At 34.5% G+C, this 22865-nt stretch carries 24 protein-coding genes and 1 riboswitch; of the genes, 4 read left to right on the top strand and 20 right to left on the bottom strand.

The annotated features are described in order from the left end of the window. Window positions 1-11: 11 nt before the first annotated feature. Window positions 12-614: a histidine phosphatase family protein gene (locus EKQ63_RS08430; RefSeq protein ID WP_087951764.1), complete on the bottom strand. Its 603-nt coding sequence runs from the start codon at window positions 612-614 to the stop codon at window positions 12-14. An 88-nt stretch (window positions 615-702) separates the two neighbouring features. Next, the gene (locus tag EKQ63_RS29855; protein ID WP_190240639.1) at window positions 703-861 is read right to left on the bottom strand and encodes a hypothetical protein; all 159 of its coding nucleotides are present in this window, start codon (window positions 859-861) and stop codon (window positions 703-705) included. Between the two features lie 258 nt (window positions 862-1119). Here EKQ63_RS29855 and EKQ63_RS08425 point away from each other — a divergent pair, with 258 nt between their 5' ends. After that, complete coding sequence (locus EKQ63_RS08425; protein ID WP_001165081.1) at window positions 1120-1305, top strand: YkvS family protein; 186 nt, start codon at window positions 1120-1122, stop codon at window positions 1303-1305. Window positions 1306-1360: 55 nt separating this feature from the next. Here EKQ63_RS08425 and queF read toward each other — a convergent pair whose 3' ends face one another. From queF to queC, 4 genes are read right to left on the bottom strand one after another with little or no spacing between them, the layout of a single operon-like run. Continuing rightward, the gene (gene queF, locus EKQ63_RS08420) at window positions 1361-1858 is read right to left on the bottom strand and encodes a preQ(1) synthase (protein WP_000918895.1); all 498 of its coding nucleotides are present in this window, start codon (window positions 1856-1858) and stop codon (window positions 1361-1363) included. Window positions 1859-1876: 18 nt separating this feature from the next. After that, window positions 1877-2593: a 7-carboxy-7-deazaguanine synthase QueE gene (gene queE, locus EKQ63_RS08415; RefSeq protein WP_087994469.1), complete on the bottom strand. Its 717-nt coding sequence runs from the start codon at window positions 2591-2593 to the stop codon at window positions 1877-1879. Further along, window positions 2586-3077: a 6-carboxytetrahydropterin synthase QueD gene (queD, locus tag EKQ63_RS08410; protein WP_000368413.1), complete on the bottom strand. Its 492-nt coding sequence runs from the start codon at window positions 3075-3077 to the stop codon at window positions 2586-2588. Before queD ends, queE begins: the two co-directional genes overlap by 8 nt. Further along, window positions 3077-3739 carry a 7-cyano-7-deazaguanine synthase QueC gene (gene queC, locus EKQ63_RS08405; RefSeq protein ID WP_087951763.1) on the bottom strand — a complete coding sequence of 221 codons (663 nt, stop codon included), beginning with the start codon at window positions 3737-3739 and terminating at the stop codon, window positions 3077-3079. The genes queD and queC overlap by 1 nt, the downstream gene beginning before the upstream one ends. A 93-nt stretch (window positions 3740-3832) precedes the next feature. Next, a riboswitch (PreQ1 riboswitch) is annotated at window positions 3833-3876 on the bottom strand. A gap of 207 nt (window positions 3877-4083) precedes the next feature. Between queC and kinB the strand changes: the two genes are divergently transcribed. Next, the gene (gene kinB, locus EKQ63_RS08400) at window positions 4084-5292 is read left to right on the top strand and encodes a sporulation sensor histidine kinase KinB (RefSeq protein WP_087951762.1); all 1209 of its coding nucleotides are present in this window, start codon (window positions 4084-4086) and stop codon (window positions 5290-5292) included. 11 nt (window positions 5293-5303) lie between these two features. On the opposite strand, the gene EKQ63_RS30160 is transcribed toward kinB, so the two are convergent. The 4 genes from EKQ63_RS30160 to EKQ63_RS08385 all read right to left on the bottom strand — a co-directional run bounded on the left by EKQ63_RS30160 (window position 5304) and on the right by EKQ63_RS08385 (window position 8493). Further along, window positions 5304-5420 carry a DUF6254 family protein gene (locus EKQ63_RS30160; protein ID WP_000038254.1) on the bottom strand — a complete coding sequence of 39 codons (117 nt, stop codon included), beginning with the start codon at window positions 5418-5420 and terminating at the stop codon, window positions 5304-5306. A 99-nt stretch (window positions 5421-5519) separates the two neighbouring features. Beyond that, window positions 5520-6053 (bottom strand): DinB family protein, encoded by a 534-nt coding sequence (locus tag EKQ63_RS08395; RefSeq protein WP_000941965.1) that lies wholly within the window; start codon window positions 6051-6053, stop codon window positions 5520-5522. A gap of 138 nt (window positions 6054-6191) precedes the next feature. Continuing rightward, window positions 6192-7886: a M3 family oligoendopeptidase gene (locus EKQ63_RS08390; protein WP_087951761.1), complete on the bottom strand. Its 1695-nt coding sequence runs from the start codon at window positions 7884-7886 to the stop codon at window positions 6192-6194. A 160-nt stretch (window positions 7887-8046) separates the two neighbouring features. Beyond that, complete coding sequence (locus EKQ63_RS08385) at window positions 8047-8493, bottom strand: MarR family winged helix-turn-helix transcriptional regulator (RefSeq protein WP_087951760.1); 447 nt, start codon at window positions 8491-8493, stop codon at window positions 8047-8049. Between the two features lie 190 nt (window positions 8494-8683). Between EKQ63_RS08385 and EKQ63_RS08380 the strand changes: the two genes are divergently transcribed. Next, a complete protein-coding gene (locus tag EKQ63_RS08380; protein WP_087951759.1) occupies window positions 8684-10180 on the top strand; it encodes a DUF3149 domain-containing protein in 1497 nt (498 codons plus the stop codon). Window positions 10181-10209: 29 nt separating this feature from the next. On the opposite strand, the gene EKQ63_RS08375 is transcribed toward EKQ63_RS08380, so the two are convergent. Then, entirely contained in the window at window positions 10210-10491 is a 282-nt protein-coding gene (locus EKQ63_RS08375; protein WP_000495532.1) for an aspartyl-phosphate phosphatase Spo0E family protein, read from the bottom strand. 338 nt (window positions 10492-10829) lie between these two features. On the opposite strand from EKQ63_RS08375, the gene EKQ63_RS08370 reads away from it, so the two are divergent. Further along, window positions 10830-11600: a divergent polysaccharide deacetylase family protein gene (locus EKQ63_RS08370; RefSeq protein ID WP_001234128.1), complete on the top strand. Its 771-nt coding sequence runs from the start codon at window positions 10830-10832 to the stop codon at window positions 11598-11600. A gap of 67 nt (window positions 11601-11667) precedes the next feature. Here the strand turns inward: EKQ63_RS08370 and cbpA are convergent, their stop codons facing one another. From cbpA to EKQ63_RS08325, 9 genes are all read right to left on the bottom strand, one after another. After that, window positions 11668-12291 (bottom strand): cyclic di-AMP binding protein CbpA, encoded by a 624-nt coding sequence (cbpA, locus tag EKQ63_RS08365; protein ID WP_087951758.1) that lies wholly within the window; start codon window positions 12289-12291, stop codon window positions 11668-11670. Window positions 12292-12416: 125 nt separating this feature from the next. Then, on the bottom strand, window positions 12417-13046 hold the full coding sequence (locus tag EKQ63_RS08360; protein ID WP_087951757.1) for a class II aldolase/adducin family protein: 630 nt from the start codon (window positions 13044-13046) through the stop codon (window positions 12417-12419). 248 nt (window positions 13047-13294) lie between these two features. Next, complete coding sequence (locus tag EKQ63_RS08355; RefSeq protein WP_143880957.1) at window positions 13295-15595, bottom strand: NEAT domain-containing leucine-rich repeat protein; 2301 nt, start codon at window positions 15593-15595, stop codon at window positions 13295-13297. A 413-nt stretch (window positions 15596-16008) separates the two neighbouring features. Beyond that, window positions 16009-16791 (bottom strand): DeoR/GlpR family DNA-binding transcription regulator, encoded by a 783-nt coding sequence (locus tag EKQ63_RS08350; RefSeq protein ID WP_048553810.1) that lies wholly within the window; start codon window positions 16789-16791, stop codon window positions 16009-16011. 40 nt (window positions 16792-16831) lie between these two features. After that, on the bottom strand, window positions 16832-18016 hold the full coding sequence (locus EKQ63_RS08345; RefSeq protein ID WP_143880956.1) for a saccharopine dehydrogenase family protein: 1185 nt from the start codon (window positions 18014-18016) through the stop codon (window positions 16832-16834). Then, window positions 18013-19110, bottom strand: a complete 1098-nt coding sequence (phnW, locus tag EKQ63_RS08340; protein ID WP_143880955.1) for a 2-aminoethylphosphonate--pyruvate transaminase — start codon at window positions 19108-19110, stop codon at window positions 18013-18015. Before phnW ends, EKQ63_RS08345 begins: the two co-directional genes overlap by 4 nt. Before the next feature lie 15 nt (window positions 19111-19125). Then, window positions 19126-19920: a phosphonoacetaldehyde hydrolase gene (gene phnX, locus EKQ63_RS08335; RefSeq protein WP_087951752.1), complete on the bottom strand. Its 795-nt coding sequence runs from the start codon at window positions 19918-19920 to the stop codon at window positions 19126-19128. Between the two features lie 170 nt (window positions 19921-20090). Further along, on the bottom strand, window positions 20091-21848 hold the full coding sequence (locus EKQ63_RS08330; RefSeq protein ID WP_143880954.1) for a putative 2-aminoethylphosphonate ABC transporter permease subunit: 1758 nt from the start codon (window positions 21846-21848) through the stop codon (window positions 20091-20093). Beyond that, a complete protein-coding gene (locus EKQ63_RS08325; protein WP_087994475.1) occupies window positions 21849-22850 on the bottom strand; it encodes a putative 2-aminoethylphosphonate ABC transporter ATP-binding protein in 1002 nt (333 codons plus the stop codon). Window positions 22851-22865: the final 15 nt, after the last annotated feature.

Below are 22865 nucleotides of genomic sequence, written 5' to 3'. Positions count from 1 at the left end.
ATCGTGTGCTTTTATGTTAAATTCGTATTCAATATATTTCCATTCATAGCCTCATGAAACGTATATGTTGTACATCCCCATGGCTCTCTGTGCAAAATAGGAGAACCAGACCATCCCATCGCTCTCAGTTCGGCACCAATCATTACATTCACATAATTATGCCCTACAAGAGCAATACTTCCATGTACGAGAGCATAACGATGTAATAAGTAAGCCGCTTGTCTTGCCCTCTCTCTTACTTCCTTATAAGACTCCACACCTTTATGGTAACCAAGTATCCATAATGTTCGTCCGATAAACATCCATACGTCAGGTTTACACTTCAACCATTTTGGAGCATAAAAACTCGTCGGAACTTCCGCTTCCCTAAATAGAGTATTTTGCATAAAAGATAAAGAATCCGTTAATTCAGCTGCTGACTGTACAGCACACCTTTGATCACTCGTTACAATCAATTTTGCCGCTTCAACCGCTTCCCTTGTTTCCGTTGGTATAGGTGCTTTTTCTGTTATAGTATGTAAGTCATATCCTTTCATCCATTCACGAAAGGATGTAACCGTCATTGGTTCTATAGTACGGTCTAAGCGACCATGACGAATAAAAGAAATCTTCATTCTTTCCACTCTCCATTCATCACTTACGAACTCTATTATGTACTATTTTTACATATCATACCACGCAAAAAAAGAAAGTTATACAACTTTACATATCCCCGCCACTCTCATGTGTGATCCCAGCATGTATCCCATCCATCCCATCAAAATATGTAGTCATTTCATGATGACGAATCTTTTTTAAATGTATATAAGAAAATACAAATAAAGTTAATGTTATAACACTCCCCACAAATTCAAACATCATTTTACCGCCTCTAATTTCTCCCACTTTAGTAGGTTCTTGTACATTTTTATTATACCCCTATATAAAGATGTCTGCATTTAAACCTTTCTTTTTTTCTAATAACATGACATTCTTGGATATTTTCTTACAAAAAGTGAATATTTTTCGATTTTTTACTTTGAAAACATTTACAAAACAGGAAACATAGTTCAAAATAAAGGAAAATAAAAAATCCCAAATTATTCTTTTTTGGAAAAACTGTAACAAGGAGAGTTGCTTATGCAGATCGCAGAAACTGGAGATATCATTGAATTTAAAGGTGGAATGCAAGGCCGTGTTCAAAAAGTAAATCAAAACTCCGTTATTGTAGATATAACAATTATGGAGAATTTTAGAGAACTAGATATGGAACCTCTTACAGTTGTTAGTCATAAAAACTATACTGTCATTAATCAAAATGCATAATATAATAGAAAGAAAGGATCTGTATGTTATACAGATCCTTTCTTTCTATTATACATTAACGATTATCAATTGTTTCTGGATATAAATCATGGTTCATCATGCGGTAGTCCGCCATTTGTTCATACTTCGTTCCTGGGCGACCGTAGTTGCAGTAAGGATCAATGGAAATCCCTCCACGTGGTGTGAATTTACCCCATACCTCGATGTAACGTGGATCCATTAATTTAATTAAGTCATTCATAATAACATTCATACAATCTTCGTGGAAGTCACCATGATTGCGGAAACTAAATAAATATAGTTTTAAAGATTTACTCTCTACCATTCTTTGTTCTGGAATATAGCTAATATAAATTGTTGCAAAATCCGGTTGGCCTGTTTTCGGACATAAGCTTGTAAATTCAGGGCAATTGAATTTAACAAAGTAATCACGGTTTGGATGATTATTATCAAATACCTCTAAAATTTCTGGACTATATTCAAATAAATATTTTGTATTTTGATTTCCTAATAATGTTACATCTTTTAAATCTTCATCTAATCTTCCTGCCATTTTAAACATCCCTTCTCATTATACTCCGCGTTTATTTCCCCATACTAACGCATGAAGCTGCGGCAATACTTTTGCATTATTCATTTCTTTACAATTAACTGCTTTTTCAATTAGCCACTCATACTTATCTAATAACTTTTTAATCAACATCGCATCATCCCCAGTTTTTGTATCATCATTCCCTACTTGTAAGAAAAATGGTACATGTGGATAACGTTCGTGCATCTTAACTGCATACTCGAAATCATAATCGTCAAATACTACTACCTTTAAACTAATATCTTTTCCTGCTAGTTTCTGAATCATAGCATCTAACTTCTGAAAATCAGTTTTCATTGTCGAACTTGGTGGTTTTGGAGAAATCGTTATCTCATCAATTTGAAGTAGCCAATCTTGCCATTTACTCCCTTGCGTTTCGATTGCTGTTCGCATTCCATTCTCTTTTAATATAGAAAGAAGAAACTCAATATTTTTCAGCAATGCCGGATTTCCACCTGAAATCGTAACATGAGAAAAATTTTCGCCGCCAATTTCTACAAGCTCATTCCAAACGTCTTCCGCTGTCATCTGTCTAATTTGATCTTTAGCAGATCCATCCCACGTAAAAGCAGAATCACACCAAGCACAGCTATAATCACAGCCAGCTGTACGGATAAACATCGTCTTTTGTCCTACAACCATTCCTTCACCTTGAATAGTCGGACCAAATATTTCTAAGACAGGGATTTTACTCATCGAGCATCCACTCCCGTCTTACTTCTGCATAACTAGTCGGAGTCTCAAATAGACGAACGAATTCAACACGAGCTCCTTTATATTCATTCACACGATTATCTTTTGTTAACGCTTCTGCCATCTTTTCATAAATCCAAACGACCATATTTTCAGCAGTTGTATTCATCGCTGGTAACGTTTCGTTTAAATAACGATGGTCTAAATAAATTTCTATTTCATTCTTCCAAATTTCTTTTATATCTCCAAAGTCAATTGCAAGACCGATTTCATTTACATATCCACTAATCCCAAATACAACTTTATATGTGTGACCATGTAAGTTTTTACATTTCCCTTCATAACAGTGTAAATGGTGTGCTGCATCAAATGTAAATTCCTTGCTGACCATTACTCTTTTATTATGATATTTAAGCTGTTTACGCTGAATATCCTTGTCCATTTTTTGCAAATTTTCTACAATGCGAAATCCAAAGAAATTATCCATTAGTTACTCGCTCCTTCGCGTTCTTGTAGGTACGTATCTAATCCTGCTTTACGAAGTTGACATGCTGGACATTCACCGCAACCATCACCAATGATTCCGTTATAACATGTTAATGTTTTTTCTCGAACAAACTCGAATGCTCCAAGCTCATCTGATAATTTCCATGTTTCCGCTTTATCAATCCACATAAGTGGTGTATGAATCACAAACGGATAATCCATGGATAAATTTAAAGTAACGTTTAACGATTTCACAAACACGTCACGGCAATCTGGATAACCACTAAAATCAGTTTCACATACACCCGTTACAATATGACGTGCTCCAACTTGTTTTGCTAATACAGCAGCAAATGATAAGAATAGTAAATTTCGTCCATCTACAAAAGTCGACGGCAATTCACCTTCTTCATGTGTAATCTCCATATCCGTTCTCGTTAACGCATTTGGAGCAAGTTGATTCAATAGACTCATATCTAGTACCGTATGTTTAATTCCTAGCTCTTTTGCAATTTCCGCTGCACAATCAATTTCTAACTTATGACGTTGATTGTAATTAAACGTTACAGCCTCTACTTCTGCAAACTGCTGCATTGCCCAAAATAAACATGTCGTACTATCTTGTCCTCCACTAAAAACAACAACTGCCTTTTCTTTTTTCATTTCACTCATTCTCCTTCTCTACTACGAATAAGAAGAAAGAACGTTCTTGAACTGTCACAATAAAAAAACAAAACAATACCTAATGATATTGTTGTTTCCATAGTTTTTTATAGAGGGAGTTCGCGAACCTCTCCCGTGCATTACACGGAATTCCTTCTTTCATTGACAAAGCTTATTGTAACATATTGTATGCTACCAGAAAAAATTTCTGATTTTTCCGCTATTTCTCATTTCATTTCTTGCATTTTATAGTATGATTAATCTAATGTGAGAAGAGAGGAGGCATCCCACTGAAACCCTTTATTATTTATCTCTTTTTAAATATATTATTCATCCTTGTTACAATGCTCGTATACCATTTATTTTGGAATCAAAAAGGGAAACGTTCTCCTAAATTAAATTCAACTATATTTATTACATTATGTTGCCTCGCTACCATACTATGTATCACTTTCGGAGCAAAAACAAATTATGGATTTCAATTTGATATGCGTCATATCGTATTAATTGTCGGTACATTAACAGGAGGTCCTATTGCCGGTGGATCTATATTAGTTGTACTAAATATATATCGCTTCTTATTAGGAGGAATAGGTGTTTTCCCATCGCTTATCGGTTCTATCCTTCTATTTATTGTCCTACTATTTACATATAAAGTTTTCAATCGAACCTCTAATCGTATAAAAGTAGCACTTGCTATTATCTACAGTCTCACATACGGATTGAGTTGGATACCTTTCTTCCTTTCAAAGGTTACAAATAAGACTGATTATATACCACATATTATTGTGTATGAGTTATGTACGATACTTGGTACGATACTTATTTTATATTTACTACACATATTACAAACTCAAGTTCGTCTTCAAAACGAACTTATGAATGCTGAAAAGTTTCATTTAATTGGCGAAATGGCAGCATCCATCTCTCATGAGATTCGCAATCCGTTAACTTCAACAAAAGGATTTTTACAACTTTTGCAGTCAGATACATGCACTGAGCAAGAGCGAAAATTATATATTGACATAGCCATCAATGGAATCGAACAAGCAAATCACGTTCTTACAGATTATTTAACCTTTGCAAAACCAAGTATTGAAAAAGAACAAACATTACAGTTAGAAGAAGAACTACTGCATGCATTATCGTTAATTACACCGCTTGCTAATTTAACAAATGTGCGTACACATTATATAAAGCAAAGTACTTCTTTTTTTATCGCGGGAGAAAAACAAAAACTAAATCAATGTTTGTTAAATATTTTAAAAAACTGCATTGAGGCCATGCCAAAAGGCGGTGATCTTTATTTCACATTAGTTCCTGATCATAAGCATATTCAATTGTATATAAAAGATACAGGAGTTGGTATGGATCAAGAACAAGTAAAACGCCTTGGATCCCCTTTCTACTCAACAAAAGAAAAAGGTACTGGTCTTGGAATGATGGTCGTATTCAGTGTTATTCAAGCTATGAATGGAAAAATTGATATTATAAGTGAAAAAGGTACAGGTACAACCTTCTTATTAACTTTTCCACTCATACAAAAAACGTGATGAAATACTCATCACGTTTTTTCTGTTCCTTCAACTAATTCAGCAAAAGCTTTCACTTTGCCATGTGGTTTTTGATTTTCTTTACGTGCTTTCCATGCGCGCTCTTCTTCTTTCTTTTTCTTGGACATACTTTTCAACTCCTTCTTATCTTTCTCCATGTAGTATTCCAAAATAAGAAAGAAAACTATACACGTATGAAAAAGAAGTGGTCTCCCACTTCCTTCTGATTATCGTTGCAAAATTGCGTGTTTCGCCTCTTTTAACTGCGTAAGATGTCTTTGTTCATGCAAATCAAGAAATTGAACCCACTGATACAAATTCAAATCATTAAAAACAGGATGCTTTAATCCATTTTCAAATAGATCTTTTTCATCTAAAACACTATGAAGCGTGTGTAATAGTTCTTGTCGTGAATGTTCTAGTAATTGAATTCCTTGCTGTTTTTTCATTAGCGTTTCTGTTGGTTTCATTTGCTGAGGAGCTTCTCGTTTATGCGTGCGATCCAGCGTAAGTTGGAGGTCTTTAAATGGAGTCGTGTTTCTTTCATTTTTTTGTAAAGCATATGCAAGGGCAGACGTAACAGATTGTTCAACTAAATGCAAGTGATGCAAAATTTGAATAATACTCCATTTATCACGACGTGGCTTTACATTCACTTCTGTATCATTTAACATTTCAATTTCTGATAATAGCGTGCTTCGGGTAGACTGTAATGAGTTCACCAAACTTTCTAAACTCACATCCATATTAGATTGAAGCATACTTCTTTCCCCCCTTTTGTTGGTGAAAAGAGGTGCTCCTTATTAGAAACACCCCTTTAGTATTCTGAATTTTCTTTTATTATCTCATCATTTTCTTGTTATGTCGATGTTAAACATGTGAAAAAAAGCGCATGTTTTTTACAATTTTGTGTCGTCAATTGCATGTAGCCATGCTTCAATTTCTGTAATAACACTTTTCACACAGCCTTCAGCAAATGGTGATGTTAAATTTGCAACTTCTACTAATTCCAAGAATGATTTACTTCCACCTTGTTGGCACAGATTCACATAATCTTCCCACGCCTCTTGTCTATTATCTCTTGCACGTTTCCAAAATTGCAGTGCACAAATTTGTGCTAACGTGTAGTCAATATAGTAGAACGGCGAGCTATAAATATGTCCTTGACGTTGCCAGAATCCACCGCGCTCTAAATAATCATTATCTTCATAATCGCGATGCGGTAAATACTTTTTCTCTATATTACGCCATGCAGTCTTACGCTCTTCTGGTGTTGCTTCAGGATTTTCATATACATAATGTTGATACTCATCAACAGATACACCATACGGTAAAAACAGAAGTGCTGAACTTAAGTGAGAGAAGTAATATTTATCTGCATCTTCTTTAAAGAATAGCTTCATCCATGGCCATGTGAAGAATTCCATACTCATAGAGTGAATTTCACACGCTTCATATGTTGGCCAATTGTATTCTGGAATTTCAAATTTACGACTTTCGTATACTTGGAAAGCATGGCCCGCTTCATGTGTTAATACGTCAATATCACCAGACGTTCCGTTAAAATTTGAGAAGATAAACGGCGCTTTATAATTCTCAATATATGTACAATATCCACCGCCAGCTTTTCCTTTTTTCGCAACTAAATCTAATAAATCATTATCTAACATGAAATTGAAAAATTCATCTGTTTCAGCCGATAACTCTTTATACATCGTTTTTCCATGATTAACAATCCAATCCGCATCTCCTTTTGGAGTTGGATTACCTGTAGGGAATTCAAAGTTTTCGTCGTAATATGCTAACTTCTCTACACCGATACGTGCTTGTTGTCGTTTTCTTAATTCCGTTGTAACAGGAACGATATAATCTAGCACTTGCTGACGATAATTCGCTACCATTTCTGCATTATAATCAGTACGGTACATTCTTGCATATCCAAGTTCAACAAAGTTTTTGAAACCTAAAGATTTGGCGATTTTCGTTCTCACTTTAACAAGCTCGTCATAAATACGATCTAACTCTTCTTCATTCTCAGCTAAAAATCCGTAATACGCCTCACTTGCTGCTTTACGTTCACTTCTCTCTTTCCCTTGCATAAATGGAATAAGCTGTGATAACGTTCTTTCTTCTCCTGCAAAATCAATTTTTGCAGATGCTAATAACTGTGTATATTGTGAAGACAATTTATTCTCTAATTGTAAATCTTTCACGACTTCATCAGAATATGTTTTTAAATCACACTCCGCAAGAGCAAATAATTGCTTCCCATAATACGCCTCTAATTCTTCGCGGAATGGAGAATGAATTAACGCATGATAATACTTTGTACCATACCCTTGTACAACTGGAGAGAATTCATCAAAGAAATCTTGTTCTTCCTTATAAAAAGCATCTGTCGTATCGACAGAATGACGAATGTAACAAAGATTCCCCATTGTACCAAAATCGTTGCGAATTTCGTTAATTGAATGAATAACTTGTTTTTGTTCTTCCGCAGTTTTCGCATTATCAAACTTCTCTAAAGCAACAGTAAACTTCTCTTTTAATTCTTCAATATTTGGCCTTTTATATTCATAGTCTTTAAATGACATGAACGAGCCTCCTCTCCATTATATGCATCCTTACTATAATTCAATGCTTACTTACAAATCTCCTTTTATTCTTCAGCAAAATACAACATATACTGCCAACATTACATGTAAACAAAAAAGCTTTGGATTTCTTTATCCAAAGCTCCTTTGGAACATATTATTACTTTTCATACTTTCCAATCTTTTTTAATAGATCCAGTAATTCGTCCTTTTCCTCTTTCGTTAACATTTCAAAAGACTGATGTATAACTTGTTCATGCCCTGGAAAAATAGAAGCAATAAAGTTCTCCCCAGCCTCAGTTAATTGTGCATAAATAACACGTCTGTCATTCGGACACGGAATTCTTTTTACTAGTCCCTTTTTCTCTAGCTTATCCACAACATATGTAATGCTGCCACTAGCTATTAAAATACGCTCACCAATTTGCTGAAGTGGTTGACCGCCTTTATGATATAGCAGTTCTAATACAGCAAACTCAGTTGGATTTAAACCGTTACTTTGTATCGACTTATTTGTAGTATCCATAACAGAACGATGTACACGAGATAATGCAATAAATACTTTTAAAGATTGAGAAATATCTTCTCGTTCATTATTTGATGTCATACAACTTTCAACCCTTCACTTAAATTCTCAGTAATAAAAAGAACAACATAGTACTTCATATAAATTCCGAATGAGTATTCACTCATTCATTACCTCTCCCCAAATATATTATGAATGATTCTTGAATAAAAACATGACAATTTTAACATAGTTTATATATAATGATAATAAAAAAGAAGGAGTACCAAATTTGAAATTCAAATTCCACAGCATAGTTTTATATATATTGCTTGTTATCCTACCAACAATAGGGATTGGTGCTACATTTTATTCATATCATTCGTATAAAATGAAACAAGAAAATAAACAAGTTGCCCATACGGTTCTCTTTTTATATAGAGACTATTTAGATCACCACCTTGGCGAAGCAATTTCTGCCCTAGAAATGCTCGCAAAGGTCGTAGGAACCGAGACTGGAAATATTAATGGGATGAAAGAAATTGTACATGATACAGATGGAAACGATGCACGTTTTTCTGGTCTATATTACGCTACACCAGAAGGTATCATTACAATCGCATCGGAAGGTGACCGACCACCTGTTGATGTCTCAGATCGTAAATATATTCAAAACGCATTACAAACTAAGAAAACAACTGTATCATCCGTCATTACAGATCGTGTTCTTGGCCATCAAGCTATTATGATTGCTTCTCCCATTTTTAATAAACAGAAGGAGCTCTCAGGCTTATTGTTAGCAAGTTTACGCTTTGACTACATTTCATCATCTTTAAATGCCATTAAGCCACAATACCATTTTGAAGTAACTGATAAGTATGATGTAGTTTTTCTAACCGATGATAATAACGAAACAAGTGATGCGCATTCTAATATGCTTACTACTCCACTCCAAAGATTAGATTGGAAGGTCTCTGTTTCTCCGTTACCTATTCATCAAAAAACTTTAAACCAGTGGGTTGCCGTAGAATGTATAGCTACTTTATTTTTAATGTCAATTTTATTTTTACTCGCTCAATATATGTTGTTAAAACGACAAACAAAACTGGAAAGACAACAAAATGAACTACAAAAAATTGAATTAGTTGGAACTTTTGCAGCTAGTACAGCCCACGAAATCCGTAATCCACTTACCGGAATTAAAGGGCTCGTCGCTCTATTGAAAGAGAAATATAAAGATGAACAAGATCAGTTCTATTTTTCCATCATCGAACAAGAAATAGAGCGAATTAATGAAATTGTAAGTGAATTTCTTATTCTTGGAAAGCCAACTGCAATCATTGAACAAACATATGATGTGAGAACCATTCTAAATGAGGTAGCATTAATTATTCAATCTGAGGCGAATCTACATAATATTGTATTCCATTTACATTTGCCAGACCGTCCTGTTCATATCCGGTGCTCAAAAGACCATATGAAACAAGTGGTTTTAAACATTACAAAAAATGCAATTGAAGCTATGACTTCTGGCGATACACTAACTATTTTCATAACAAACAATGAAACACACGCACAATTGCAAATTATAGATACTGGAAAAGGGATTCCAAAACATATTCAAAAACACCTCTTTCATCCGTTCTTTACTAATAAAGATACTGGAACAGGTCTTGGACTTGTCATATGTAAACGAATTGTAGAGATGTACAACGGGCATATTTTTATTAACAGTATAGAAAACGAAGGAACGACAGTTCATATCGAAATTCCGTTACACATAGTATAATTATCCTTATCCCTAAAGGATAATTATACTTATTTCATAAAACCAGCCACAAGCATTCGCCAAAAATTACTTGATTTCCCTTCATACCCAATTTGAAAAATAGGTACCTTTATAATTGATAACCATTTTGGTGTTTGTTTTTCTTTATAACACTGGTACTGTAAAATAAGCTTGTCCAATTCTTGACTCACTTGAATCGTCTCCATACTATTTAACCCACTCGTTAAACCTAATTGAATCATCTCTTCACGTTTCATATGAATATCACGTGAAAGCTTTTCTAGTGTGTACTTCCTTTTTACAGTAAACATTCATATCCCCCTTATTATACTTCCATGCTCTCTACTTCACTTCTCCATCGGACTTTTAACTGCTTAATCATATTTGAATTTGAAGAATCAGAAAATTTAACATTTTCTCCCTGTAATTTACAAATCTTTACCCTCACTTTGAGAATTATTACAAATTATTCTATCTTTGTAAATACATTCGCAATAATAGACAATTTTTTCATCTTCTTTTTTTACAAACACCAATTAAATAGCGGATTCTCTATTTTCCATATACTCTTCTTCGACATTTTTTGTTTAATTTATATAAAAAAGCAAATCATAATGATGATTAATAATTATAGAAAGGAACTATTTATATGCGCAAATATACGATTGCATTGCTGATTTTGACTATGTTCTTGCCATCCTTCTTGTTTCCTGTTCAAGCCAAGGCCCATACAAACAAAGTAGCTATTGTCATTGATGACTTCGGCAATAATATGAAGGGGACTGATAAAATGTTATCACTTCCTATTCCACTAACTGTTGCTGTTATGCCTTTTCTTCCTTCCACAAAGGAAGATGCGATAGCGGCTCATAAGAAAGGACACGAAGTTATTATACATATGCCAATGGAACCGATTAAAGGTAAAAAAGAATGGCTTGGACCAAAAGCAATTACAACTGATTTAAGCGACGAAGAAATAAACAACCGACTCGAACAAGCGATTCAAGAAGTACCACATGCAATTGGGATGAATAATCATATGGGATCAAAAGTGACTGCGGACGAAAGAATTGTACGACTTATACTTGCAGCTTGTAAAAAACACGGTTTATTTTATTTAGATAGCAAAACAAATCCTAAGAGTGTCGTCCCAAAAATCGGGAAAGAATTAGGAGTGCCAATTATTGAAAATCAATTATTTTTTGATGACGTGTACACAGCGGCACATATTTCAAAACAAGCCCAATTACTCATTAAAAAACTTCAAGAAAAACCGATTATGGTAGCTATCGGACACGTTGGGCCTCCAGGTGAAATTACATCACGTGTTATAGAAACCTCTATTCCTAAAATTCGTGAACATGCAGATTTTATTTTTTTATCCGATTTAGCATTATCTCCGCCTCCTGTTTCAAAATAAGATTCATGACTCAAACTAAAAAAGAGAGCAATCTGCATATAGCAAATTGCTCCCTTTCCTTTTCATCTTAAATATAATCTACATGACTCACCCTGAATCCTTTTTTCTCTATTTTTTCGATTAATTGCTTTAATCTTTTTTCATTTAACTCATCTGTTATATTGACAATAACGCGGCGAATATATTGATCGCCGTTATCTAGCGTAAATAGTCCACCGATATGAAATGCTTTCAACAATGTCCCAAGTTCTTTAATCGTTCCCTTACAATCTTGTGTTGCAATTGTTAATATATAACCACCCGTCCGCATACCAAATGAATCCTCAATAACATCAAATACATTGGAATGAGTTAAGATGCCAACAAATTCATTATAATCATTTAATACAGCTAAAAACGGAAGACGACGAATAACATAAAATGCTCTGAAAAAAGAGTCCTTTTCAAAAATAAATGCAGTGGAATCTTCTAGCATATGTTCCGTTCTTAATTCCTCTAATCCACCATTACACTTCTTTTCTAAAAGATCCACTTTATAAATAATCCCCATGAATTTCTTTTCATCTTCTGCTAATACAGGGATTGCTCGAAATCCCGTTTCATTCATAATTTGCAGAGCCTTCTTACCTGAATCGTTCATTTTGCAAAATGTTACTTGCTGTTTTGGCAGAAAATGATATTTAACTCGCAAAATATGTTCCTCCTTACATGTCAACATGTAATCTATATATAATAAGGAGACCTATATTTTATGAGTAAAATTATTTTTAAAACGCTTTCATTTACTTATTGACTTGTAACGACATCACAAACATTTCATATAACAGAGCTCTTTGCACCTTTTATCATTAACAATTTTACATGGTAGTTCATTAAATATTCTATACCCTCCAACCATTTTTTCGCTTCTTCTGGAGTTTTTCCCCACACAATCATGCCATAATTATGAACGAGAACTACTCCTCCACCTTCAATAAAATTCGGCACATTATTCTCTAATAAATCAGCGAATCTTTTCTCATCTTCTACAATGGGAATTGTCATTTCTGTTATACCTTCTTTTCCAAAAACACGTTCCACGGTACGTTTATCGAATGTTACTTCCCCTTCTTCTCCATACAACTCTGATATTAAATGACTATCTACAGTCTGTACTTGTAAAATACATTCTGCACTACTTTTTTTATAAATATCTGCATGCATAAATGATTCCGCAGCTGGTTTTTCTTCATTTTCAAATACTGGTTCACACATACAGTTTACAACAATAAAATCTTCTTCTGAAAATAACCCTTTATCCCTTCCCTCAACGTTTACTAAAAAAGTTAACGGCTCTTTTGACGTACAGAGTGATAAACTAATTTTTGTACCATAAAACCAATCACGAAGTGCTAGTTCAGATTTCACATCTTTTAATTCATTCCATTTCTTTAGAAAAAATAACATTTCGTCACCCCCGGCGTAATATTCATATAATGTTCGAATCCTTTCTATGTAAAAGGAGTATTTTTTGATTATTCTAAAAATTTAATTGAATTATCACATGAGAATGCCTTTTTGTCAATATAGTTTCACAGCTCTTCTTTAAAATGGGCCATTCATATATCTATACTCCTGTCTATTGACTACTTCATTTTATACATAAAAAATACGTTATTCTTTTTCAATCAAAGAATAACGTATTTTCTCATCTTTTATTTCGTTATTGTGTTATATAAGAACTGTGCATATTGTTCACGTGTTACAAAATCATCACCTAAAAAGTTTCCTTTTCCATCACCTCTTGATATGTTATTATCCGCTAACGCTTTCACATATCCTTCTGCCCAATGACCAGTTGGTACATCATTAAAGTTCATTTTATTATTTTCATCTTCTTTTAACTGAAATACTTTATATAATACTACAGACATTTCGTATCGAGCTAATACTCCATCTGGACGAAACTCACCAGTACCATCTCCTTGCATAATTCCAGCTTGCGCAACTGTAGCAATATCTTGTTCAAACATATGCCCTTTCGTATCTGTAAACCTCTCTTTCTGCTCTACTTTATTTTCTAATTTCAAGTACCTTTGTACTAAAGACGCAACTTGTCCACGGGTAATACGATCCCCAAATCCAAATTGTCCATTTCCATATCCCTTGAAAATATTTTCTTTCGCTAAATAGTTAATTGCTTCTTCTGACCAGTGTCCTTTTGGTACATCTTTAAATTCTACTGCTTCTACTTTTTCATCTTCTTTAGAAGTGTTATCTCCTTGGCTTTCTACCACATTTTGAATTACAGATCCTGTGAAGAAGATTCCTGTATCCGCAAATGGATCTTTCACACCAAATTCGTATATTTTCTCGCCTGATGTACTCCATTTAACTGCATCATTACTATACGTACCACCTTCGCTCTTCAAACGAATTTTTGTAGAAATTTTACCATCTTTTTCGTATATAGGTACTTTTACTTCTTTATTTACTTCTGTTTCCTCTAAAAATACTTTTTGATTTTGAACATTGATGTAGGCTGTTTTACTTAGTTCTATCACTGGTCGAACATCACGAATTTCATTTGCAACAAAACTTAAGAATACTAACTTTTTCAAATTGCTAGCTGGTGTTAAGTCTGAAATATAATTCGCTTCTAAATCAAGCTTTTGTAATTTTACTAGACTTGATAATGGAGTAATATCCTTTAACTCATTGTTAGGTAAGTGTAATTGTTTTAACTGTGTCATCTTACTTAGAGGAGTAACATCTTTTATTTCATTTTTCCCGATCCACAATTCTTCTAATTGCTTCATTTGCTCAATACCAGATAAATCTTTTACTTTATTACGTGTTAATACTAAGTCTTTTAAAGGTAATGAATATAACGGTTTAATATCTTCAATTTGATTACCTGCTAAAGTTAAGTATGTTACATTTTTCAACGCGCTTAATGGCGCAACATTCGTAATTTTATTATTAGCTAAATTCAAGTAATCTAGTTGTTCCATTTTCGCTAATGCTGTTACATCTTCTATTTGGTTGCCTGATAAATATAAACTTTTTACATTTTTCATTTCAATTAGTGGTGCAACGTTCGTAATTTTATTATTACTTAAATCAAGAGAATCTAAATTATCCATCTTAACAAGTGGTGTTACATCTGAAAATTCATTACCACGTAAAGCTAAATGTTTCAATTGTTTTAAGCTCGTAAAGAATGATGGATCTTTTATCTTCGCATTCGCAACTGTTAAAGATTTTAAATTTGGCATATATTTTAATGCACTATAATCCAGTATCTCATTCGTATTTAAAAACAAGTCCTTTACTTGTAATAACTCTTCTTTCGTGATTGGTGTATTTAAATCTTTTCTATTAAATACTTTTTTATTAACAAGCTCTCTTAATTTGTTATCTGTTATCATATTTTGATTATCAATTGGATTATCCGTTTCCGTATTGCCTGAATTAGAGTTATCATCTGTTTTCTCTGTTTCTTTGTCACCTACAGTTGGATCTTTAATTTCAAATTGAACTTGATATTTGTGATCATATCCAATAGCCGGAATAAGTATATGCATTTGCATATTGTGCTTCTTCTCAAACTCGCCAATTTCAAATTGAACTACTTTCGTTCCATTCTTCCTCTTATCTTCTGACAAAACTTTTACATCATGGAATACGCCAGGTTGGTTTTTATCCTCTATTCTAAGGTATTGAAAATAATCGCTATCTTGCATTGTTACAGTTACAATTTTTTTTCCGTCCGCAATCGTTACTTTAGGATCTTTTATATATTGAGAAACCATAGATGGCTCGTCTTTTTGGTCCTTATATATTTTAATCTCAGTATCGTATGTACGTTCACTAGCTGCCGCCACCGATTGGTTTGCTTCAATTTTTATTGCTGCTAACGCTGGAGTAGAGTATGCAGCAAATGGAATTGCTAATGTTGTCGCTACTACTAGCGCCTTCATATAATTTTTTTTCAAAATAATATCCCCTATCATATATAATTTTTATAATTGATAAACGTTATCAATTATACACAAATAAATGATAATGAATCTCATTATCATTGTCAACGAGAATATTACATTAAATTTATATTTTTAAAGGTGAAAAATAAAAAAGCCCTTTATTCAAAGAGCTTTTTTACCTATCGTATGAAGAATTTCATTTTTTTCCTTCTCATTGATGACACCGATTTTTTGCAAAATATTCGCGTACAATACAAGTTTATTATATATTCGTTCTGACATGTTCTCCCTTCTTTCCTTCGACCAACTTTTTTTATATTGGTAAATTATATGAAAGAGATGCGAAAATGTGTCCACTTTTTTTGCATAAATACAAATCTTTTATCCCGCTATTTGCAAGCAGTAAAACTCCCACCTCACAATCAGGTGGGAGTTCCACGTATTTAACAAATTGTCCATTGAATATTATGCCTTTTAACTTCCTCTTCAAAACTATAGGGCATTTTCTTATCACAAATTACATGTTGAATGCGCGAAAACGCTGCTATTCGGTAATTTCCTTTTACGCCTACCTTTGTATGATCACATAAAATATATGTTTTCTCTGCTAATTTCATCATCGCTTCTGACAGTTTCGCCTTTTCTAATTCAAAACTAGAAACTCCAAAACCAGGTAATAATCCATCAATCGAAACAAATGCTTTATGAAAATGAAATTGCTGAATGACTTGCTGCGAAATAGATCCTGATACGCGTGAATGTTTTGAAGATACTTTTCCACCAATAAATAAAACTTCACCGTGAAACATCTTTTTATTAATAGAAGAAATTAATTGTGTCGCTACTGGAAATGAACTTGTTACAATCGTTAAATTTTTGCGATGTACAAGATATGGTACCATTTGAAGTGGTGTACTTCCGTCATCAATCGCAATCACATCTCCATCTTCTACAAATGTTGCTGCTTTATACCCGATTCGCTTCTTCTCTTCTATATGTAGCATCTCTCGTTCTAACATTGGTGCCTCTATTCCAGCTCCCGGAAGTTGGACGGCTCCACCATACACTTTCTTCAACTTCTTTTCACGATCTAATTCTTCTAAATAACGACGAATCGTCTCTGTTGATACAGCAAACTCTCTCGCTAATTCTGAAACTTTTACCTTCCCTTTAAACTCTACCTTCTCAAGAATGGTTCGCTTTCTTTCTTCACCTACTACAGACATAACCTCACCCCATTGATTTCTACCTCATACACTGCCTTACCTATACAAAGTTATAACTTTCCTTTTCAACGAAAACTTCCTCGTGAATATGAATACCACGCTTTTTTAGTTCATCAAAAATAATTTGTGGTTTGACAAAAGCTTCCTCGGGTGTCACAACACCAACTTTATTTACATTCCCTTTTGCGATTAACTCTGTAGCAATCCCAAATGGAATACCGACGTTTCTCGTATAAGCTCTTAATTTTTCCCATCCTACAACAGATCCATCAGATAACGGGTGTGTATGATATAATACGCGTCTTTGTTTCTCATTATTTTTCATACCTATTACTTCTACATGAAGTGCATAACCGTAAATCTCTGTTTCTTGTCCTTCTTTCGATTGCAATAAATACTTCGCAATACAATCCATTATGCCAATTTCTTTTCCATTTATTTCAACTGGATCATTACGCAATATACCGTAATCATACAATGCACGTACGAGCTGCATATTTTGCTTTGGCCAAGTTCCTCTCGTCTCTATTAGTTTAACGCCTTTATTTTCTATTGCTTTTGCTAACGTAATCGTTTCAGAATGCGGTATGATATACTGCGTTTCCTTACCATAAGGCGCCGGTAATTCAATTTCTCTCGGACGCGCAAACGGAGGTACTTGCTTAAACTCACCATCTTCATACACTGTACGCGATGGTAAATGTGGATCATATTCATATGTCGTTGTTTCTGTAATGGATGCAGAAAAAGCAATGGGACGATATGAACCATGACTTACACGAACTGACTCTACAGTATGTAACTGATTTGCTGCATGCATCGCCATCATTTGCGTTACACCTGGCGTCATACCAAACCCAGGTAAACATGTTTTTCCGTTTTGAACAAATATAAAATGCGAATCATTTTCTTCACCAAATCCATTTAAATTCACACCGTGACAACCTGCTTCTGCAATACATCGAGTAGATAACCCATTTAACTTAATTGTTGTACCATCCATTACAATGTCATAGCCCTTCATTTTTGCAACCGTATCCTCATGATTCGTTACATCTACTTTCACAAAATTAACGCGAGGATCGTTGAGCCATTCTACTACTTTAAGCCCCTCTTCTTCGTTAAAATCTGCTACTGTAATCGTCTCAAAAGATGAAAATTGCACTAAATCTAAAATTGCTTCACGACAAATTTTTCCTGCTCCACCTAAGCAAAATACTTTCAACCTATAACAACCCCTTTAGCGATACTATCAACTAAGCGATTAATATCTGCCTCATGTACATCACCGATATTTCCAATGCGAAATGTATCTACTTTTGAAATTTTACCTGGATATATAACAAATCCATCACGTTTTAATTCATTGTATAATTGCTCAAAATCAAACCATTCTTCTGGATAAATGAAAGATGTAATAATAGGCGATTGATATTTTTCATCTACTAGTGGCTTAAATCCGATTTCTCTCATTCGATTCACTAATAGTTTTTGATTGTTATCATATCGATTGTAACGTGCTTTTACTCCGCCCTCTTTTTCTAATTCAAGTAGTGCTTGGTAAAAAGCGTGTACAACATGTGTAGGTGATGTAAAACGCCATTTTCCATTTTGTTTTTCCATCATTTCCCATTGATCGTATAAATCTAAAGATAATGAACGTGCCTGCCCTTTACATTTCAACAATTCATCGCGCTTTGCAATAACAAATCCGAACCCTGGAACCCCTTGAATACATTTATTCGCACTACTAATTAGAAAGTCAATTTGCAACTCAGCGATATCTATTTCAATACCACCAAAACTACTCATTGCATCAACTATTGTTACTTTTCCGTATTGCTTCCCTAATTTACATACGTCTACAATTGGATTAATAATGCCTGTCGTTGTTTCACAATGAACAACTGCAATATGTGTAATCTCTTTATCTTGTTGTAATATCTTTTCTACTTCTACAATATTAGTAGGCTCCCACTCTTCTGTTTGACTGACCACCACATCTATATATAACATCTCTGCCATTTGTACAATTCGCTTACCGTACGCACCATTTGTACAAACAAGTAACTTTCCATTTTTAGGAATGACAGAACCAATTACTGCTTCAACTGAAAACGTACCACTTCCTTGCATAAGAACAGTCGTATATTTCTCTTCTTCCTTCGTTGCTAACGATACAAGTTTAGCTCTTACATCTTGCACCATTGTGTTATATTCAACATCCCAAGTACACCAATCGTATAGCATAACTTCTTTTACTGTTTTTGTTGTCGTTAATGGTCCTGGCGTTAATAATAAGTAGTGATTTTCAGTCATGATCCTCTTCCCCTTTTACGAAATAATAAGTTGTTGTTTCTCAATATGTTCCATTACGGTTTCAAGTTCTTGCATCGTTTCAATCGTAAAGTGCGCTCCATTTTCAACAAAGCGATTACGAACTACTTCTATTTTTTCACGAAGCTCTACTGGATCCATATTCCCCACTTCCTCTTCACTTAAGCCGAGTTCGCTACTACCGAGAATTACACCAACTGTCCACATACCAGCATTTCTTCCCTCTTTCATATCTGATACGGTGTCTCCAATTTTTATCATATGATTCATCGGGTATACACCAAGTTCCATCGCATTTTTATAGCACATCCACGGATATGGGCGCCCAGCAGGAACATCATCTGGTGTTACAAGAAAATCAGGTTTATATCCTTGTAGTGCTGCTTCTTTTGCTACAATGTCCATCATCTCTCTCGTATAACCAGTCGTTGAACCAATTTTAATTCCTCTTTCGCGCAAAGAAGCAATCACTTCCTTTACTCCATGAATTGGCGACGCATAGCGCGGTAAAATAGTGAAGAGAATCTCTTCAAATTCTTCATACATCTCCTGAATGTCTGTTTCTGTTGGTAATTTTCCGAAAACGCGATTCCACTCACTCGCAATACGAGGCATTTCTGTTAGCGCCCTTACATGATCAATTTTTAATAATCCCATTGGTTTACGGGCTTCTTCTACTGTAATTTCAACACCGCGTTTATGGAAGATCTGCATAAATACTTCCAGTGGTGCAAAACATCCGTAATCAACTGTCGTACCAGCCCAATCAAAAATAACTGCTTCTATTTTCATACAATCCATCACCCTTCTTGTTTATCCCGCGTTAACGGGCAGTAAGACTTCCCCCTCAAAATTCGGCTGGAGCAAAAAAGTTAAGTGGGAGATCAACTGCCCGTAAACGCCCGATTGATTCAACTAATAATCAGTGGGGGAGGAACACCCCCACTGATTAAAGTTTCACTTTATCTTTTTTGCCATTGTGACGTTCGGTTACGAAGTGCTTTCGTTCCCCATTCATATACAACTCTTACTATAATATTTGTAACAACAATAAGTACACTCATTGCAGCTGCTGGCGCTACATTTCCTGCATCATCCATATTTACGATTGATACGGCCGCTAGTTTAAAGTCAGCTGCGTATAAGAATACAACCGCTGACACAGTTACCATCGAATTTACGAAATAGTACATGACCATTTCTAAAATTGCTGGTAAGCACATTGGTACCGTTACTCTAAAGAATGTTTTATAAAACGGAATGCCCATCGACTGCGAAACAAGCTCAAACTCTCGGTCTAATTTCTTTAAAGCAGTCGTTGCCGTAACGAATGTTATAGAATAAAAATGAATGATATTGACCAGTACTAACACAGCGATTGTTCCGTATAAAGAATGAAACGGATTCGTTACTGATAATCCAAGTATTTGAATCGTTGGTTGACTAAAGAAAAAGACGTATCCCAATCCAAGTACTAGACCTGGGATTGCTAAAGGTACGATTGAGAAAAAATAGCCTGTTTTTCGGAAAAACTTTAGCTGATTTATTTTTTCAATCGCATATGCGAACATAAATGTTAAAATTGCTCCAATAACTGCTGTTATCGCTGATACAATTACACTATTTTTAAATGCTTCAAGTCCATCTCCTGTTAAACTCGAAAAATTAAAATGTTCAAATGTAAAACTCATATTATATGGCCATACTTTCACACTTGCCGCAATACCAACTGCCACAAATAAAAGAATAATCATAAGTGTAATCACACTACAATATATGAACGAGGCTACATCTCTTTTCTTATTAGCAGTTATTCTATATGGCACTGCTTTTGAAGATAAGAAATTTGCCTGCTTTCTTTGTGTAATACGATCAACTGCAAACGCAAATATAGCTGGGATTAATAAAATCATTCCGACAGTTGCACCCATCGGCATATTTTGTTGTCCAATTACTTGTTTGTATACATCAGTAGCAAGTACATTATATTGCCCACCAACAATTTTTGGTGCGCCAAAATCAGTAAAACTAAGTGTAAACACAACAAACATCGCACTAATTGATCCATACTTTACACTAGGTAAAGTAACAGTGAGAAATTGCTTTATTTTACTCGCTCCCAACATATTAGAAGCTTCGTATAAACGATAATCTGAACCTTGGAAAGCAATTAATAATATAAGAAATGCTTGCGGAAATGTATACATGACTTCAGCCATTACAATTCCTACTGGTCCATATAAAGGGATTTGTATGCCTTCAAATAAACCATACATCCCTTTCGTTACTAATCCTTGATTACCAAATAAATATGTAAGTGCGATACCATGCATCATCGTTGGTGCGAATAATGGTAACAATGCGACATATTGAAATACACGCTTTCCAAATACATTCGTACGAGCGATCGCATAGGCGTAAGCGAAAGCAAGTGTCACTGCAATAATTGTTGTCGCACCCGAAACCCATATCGTATTTTGTAATGATTGAACTAATGTTGGAGTTGTGAAATATTTACTGAAATTCGCAACACCAATGAAAGCTCCATCCTTATCATAAAAAGCTTGTGTAAACAATTGTAATAGCGGCAATACAAGCATTATCAAAAAGGCAAGAATCATACCAATAATTAATAGTCTTTGTACCCACTCTTCTTTACCGATACGTCTCTTAATCTTTTTTTTCGTACTTTCTACCTTTAAATTTTCTAACATCTCCATCTATACAACAACCTTCTTTCCATATGACAACATATGATTTTCTGAGAAAGAGATTTGAATCGGCTTTCCTTTCCTAATAGCTGTTTTTTCTACTTCTGATGCCAATATATCTACAACGATTTTCTCATTATATAGATGCGTTTTCTCATCTATAACTCGCACTTCTGTCCGGTATACAGATCCACGAAATTCCATACTTTCCACAATCGTTTTCATACCATCATTTTGTACAATCGTTACATGTTCTGGACGAATTGCATGTTCTTCATTATTTTTCGAAAAGAAATTAATAGAACCAATAAAATCTGCCACAAACGGATTGGCTGGTCTTTGATAAATCTCCTCTGGTGTGCCAATCTGCATAATTTCCGCATGATTCATTACAACAATTTTATCAGCCATCGTTAATGCCTCTTCTTGATCATGCGTGACCATAATAGTTGTTACTCCTACTTTTTCTTGCAAATCACGCATTTCTCTACGTAACTTTTCACGTACTTTTGCATCTAAAGCAGATAACGGCTCATCGAGTAACAAAATATCCGGAGACAGAGCGAGCGCACGTGCAAGTGCTACTCGCTGCTGTTGTCCACCAGACATTTGAGCAGGATATTTATCTTTTACATTCAGTAAATCAACTAGTTCTAACGCCGATAGCGCCTTCTCTTTTACTTCTGCTTTTCCATACTTTTTTGTCTTTAAGCCATATTCAATGTTTTCAAGTGCTGTTAAATTCGGAAATAATGCATAGGATTGAAACACCATTCCGAAATTCCTCTTTCCAGGAGGTAATGCTGTAATATCTTTTCCATTCACAGCTATACTACCTGTTGTCGCTTCTTCTAGCCCTGCTAAAATTCGAAGCAATGTTGTTTTGCCACAACCACTTGGGCCTAATAAACATACAAACTCATTTTTTTTCACAGTAAAAGAAATATCTTTTAACGCTGTAAATGCATCAAACTGTTTTTGAATGTGTTGAATTGATAAATATTCGCTCATTTTTTCTCTCTCCCA

This window comes from Bacillus sp. BD59S (assembly GCF_007363175.1).
Taxonomy (GTDB): domain Bacteria; phylum Bacillota; class Bacilli; order Bacillales; family Bacillaceae_G; genus Bacillus_A; species Bacillus_A pacificus.
The sequence above is the reverse complement of the archived record's forward strand: the minus strand, read 5'-3'. Positions and strand labels throughout refer to the sequence as shown.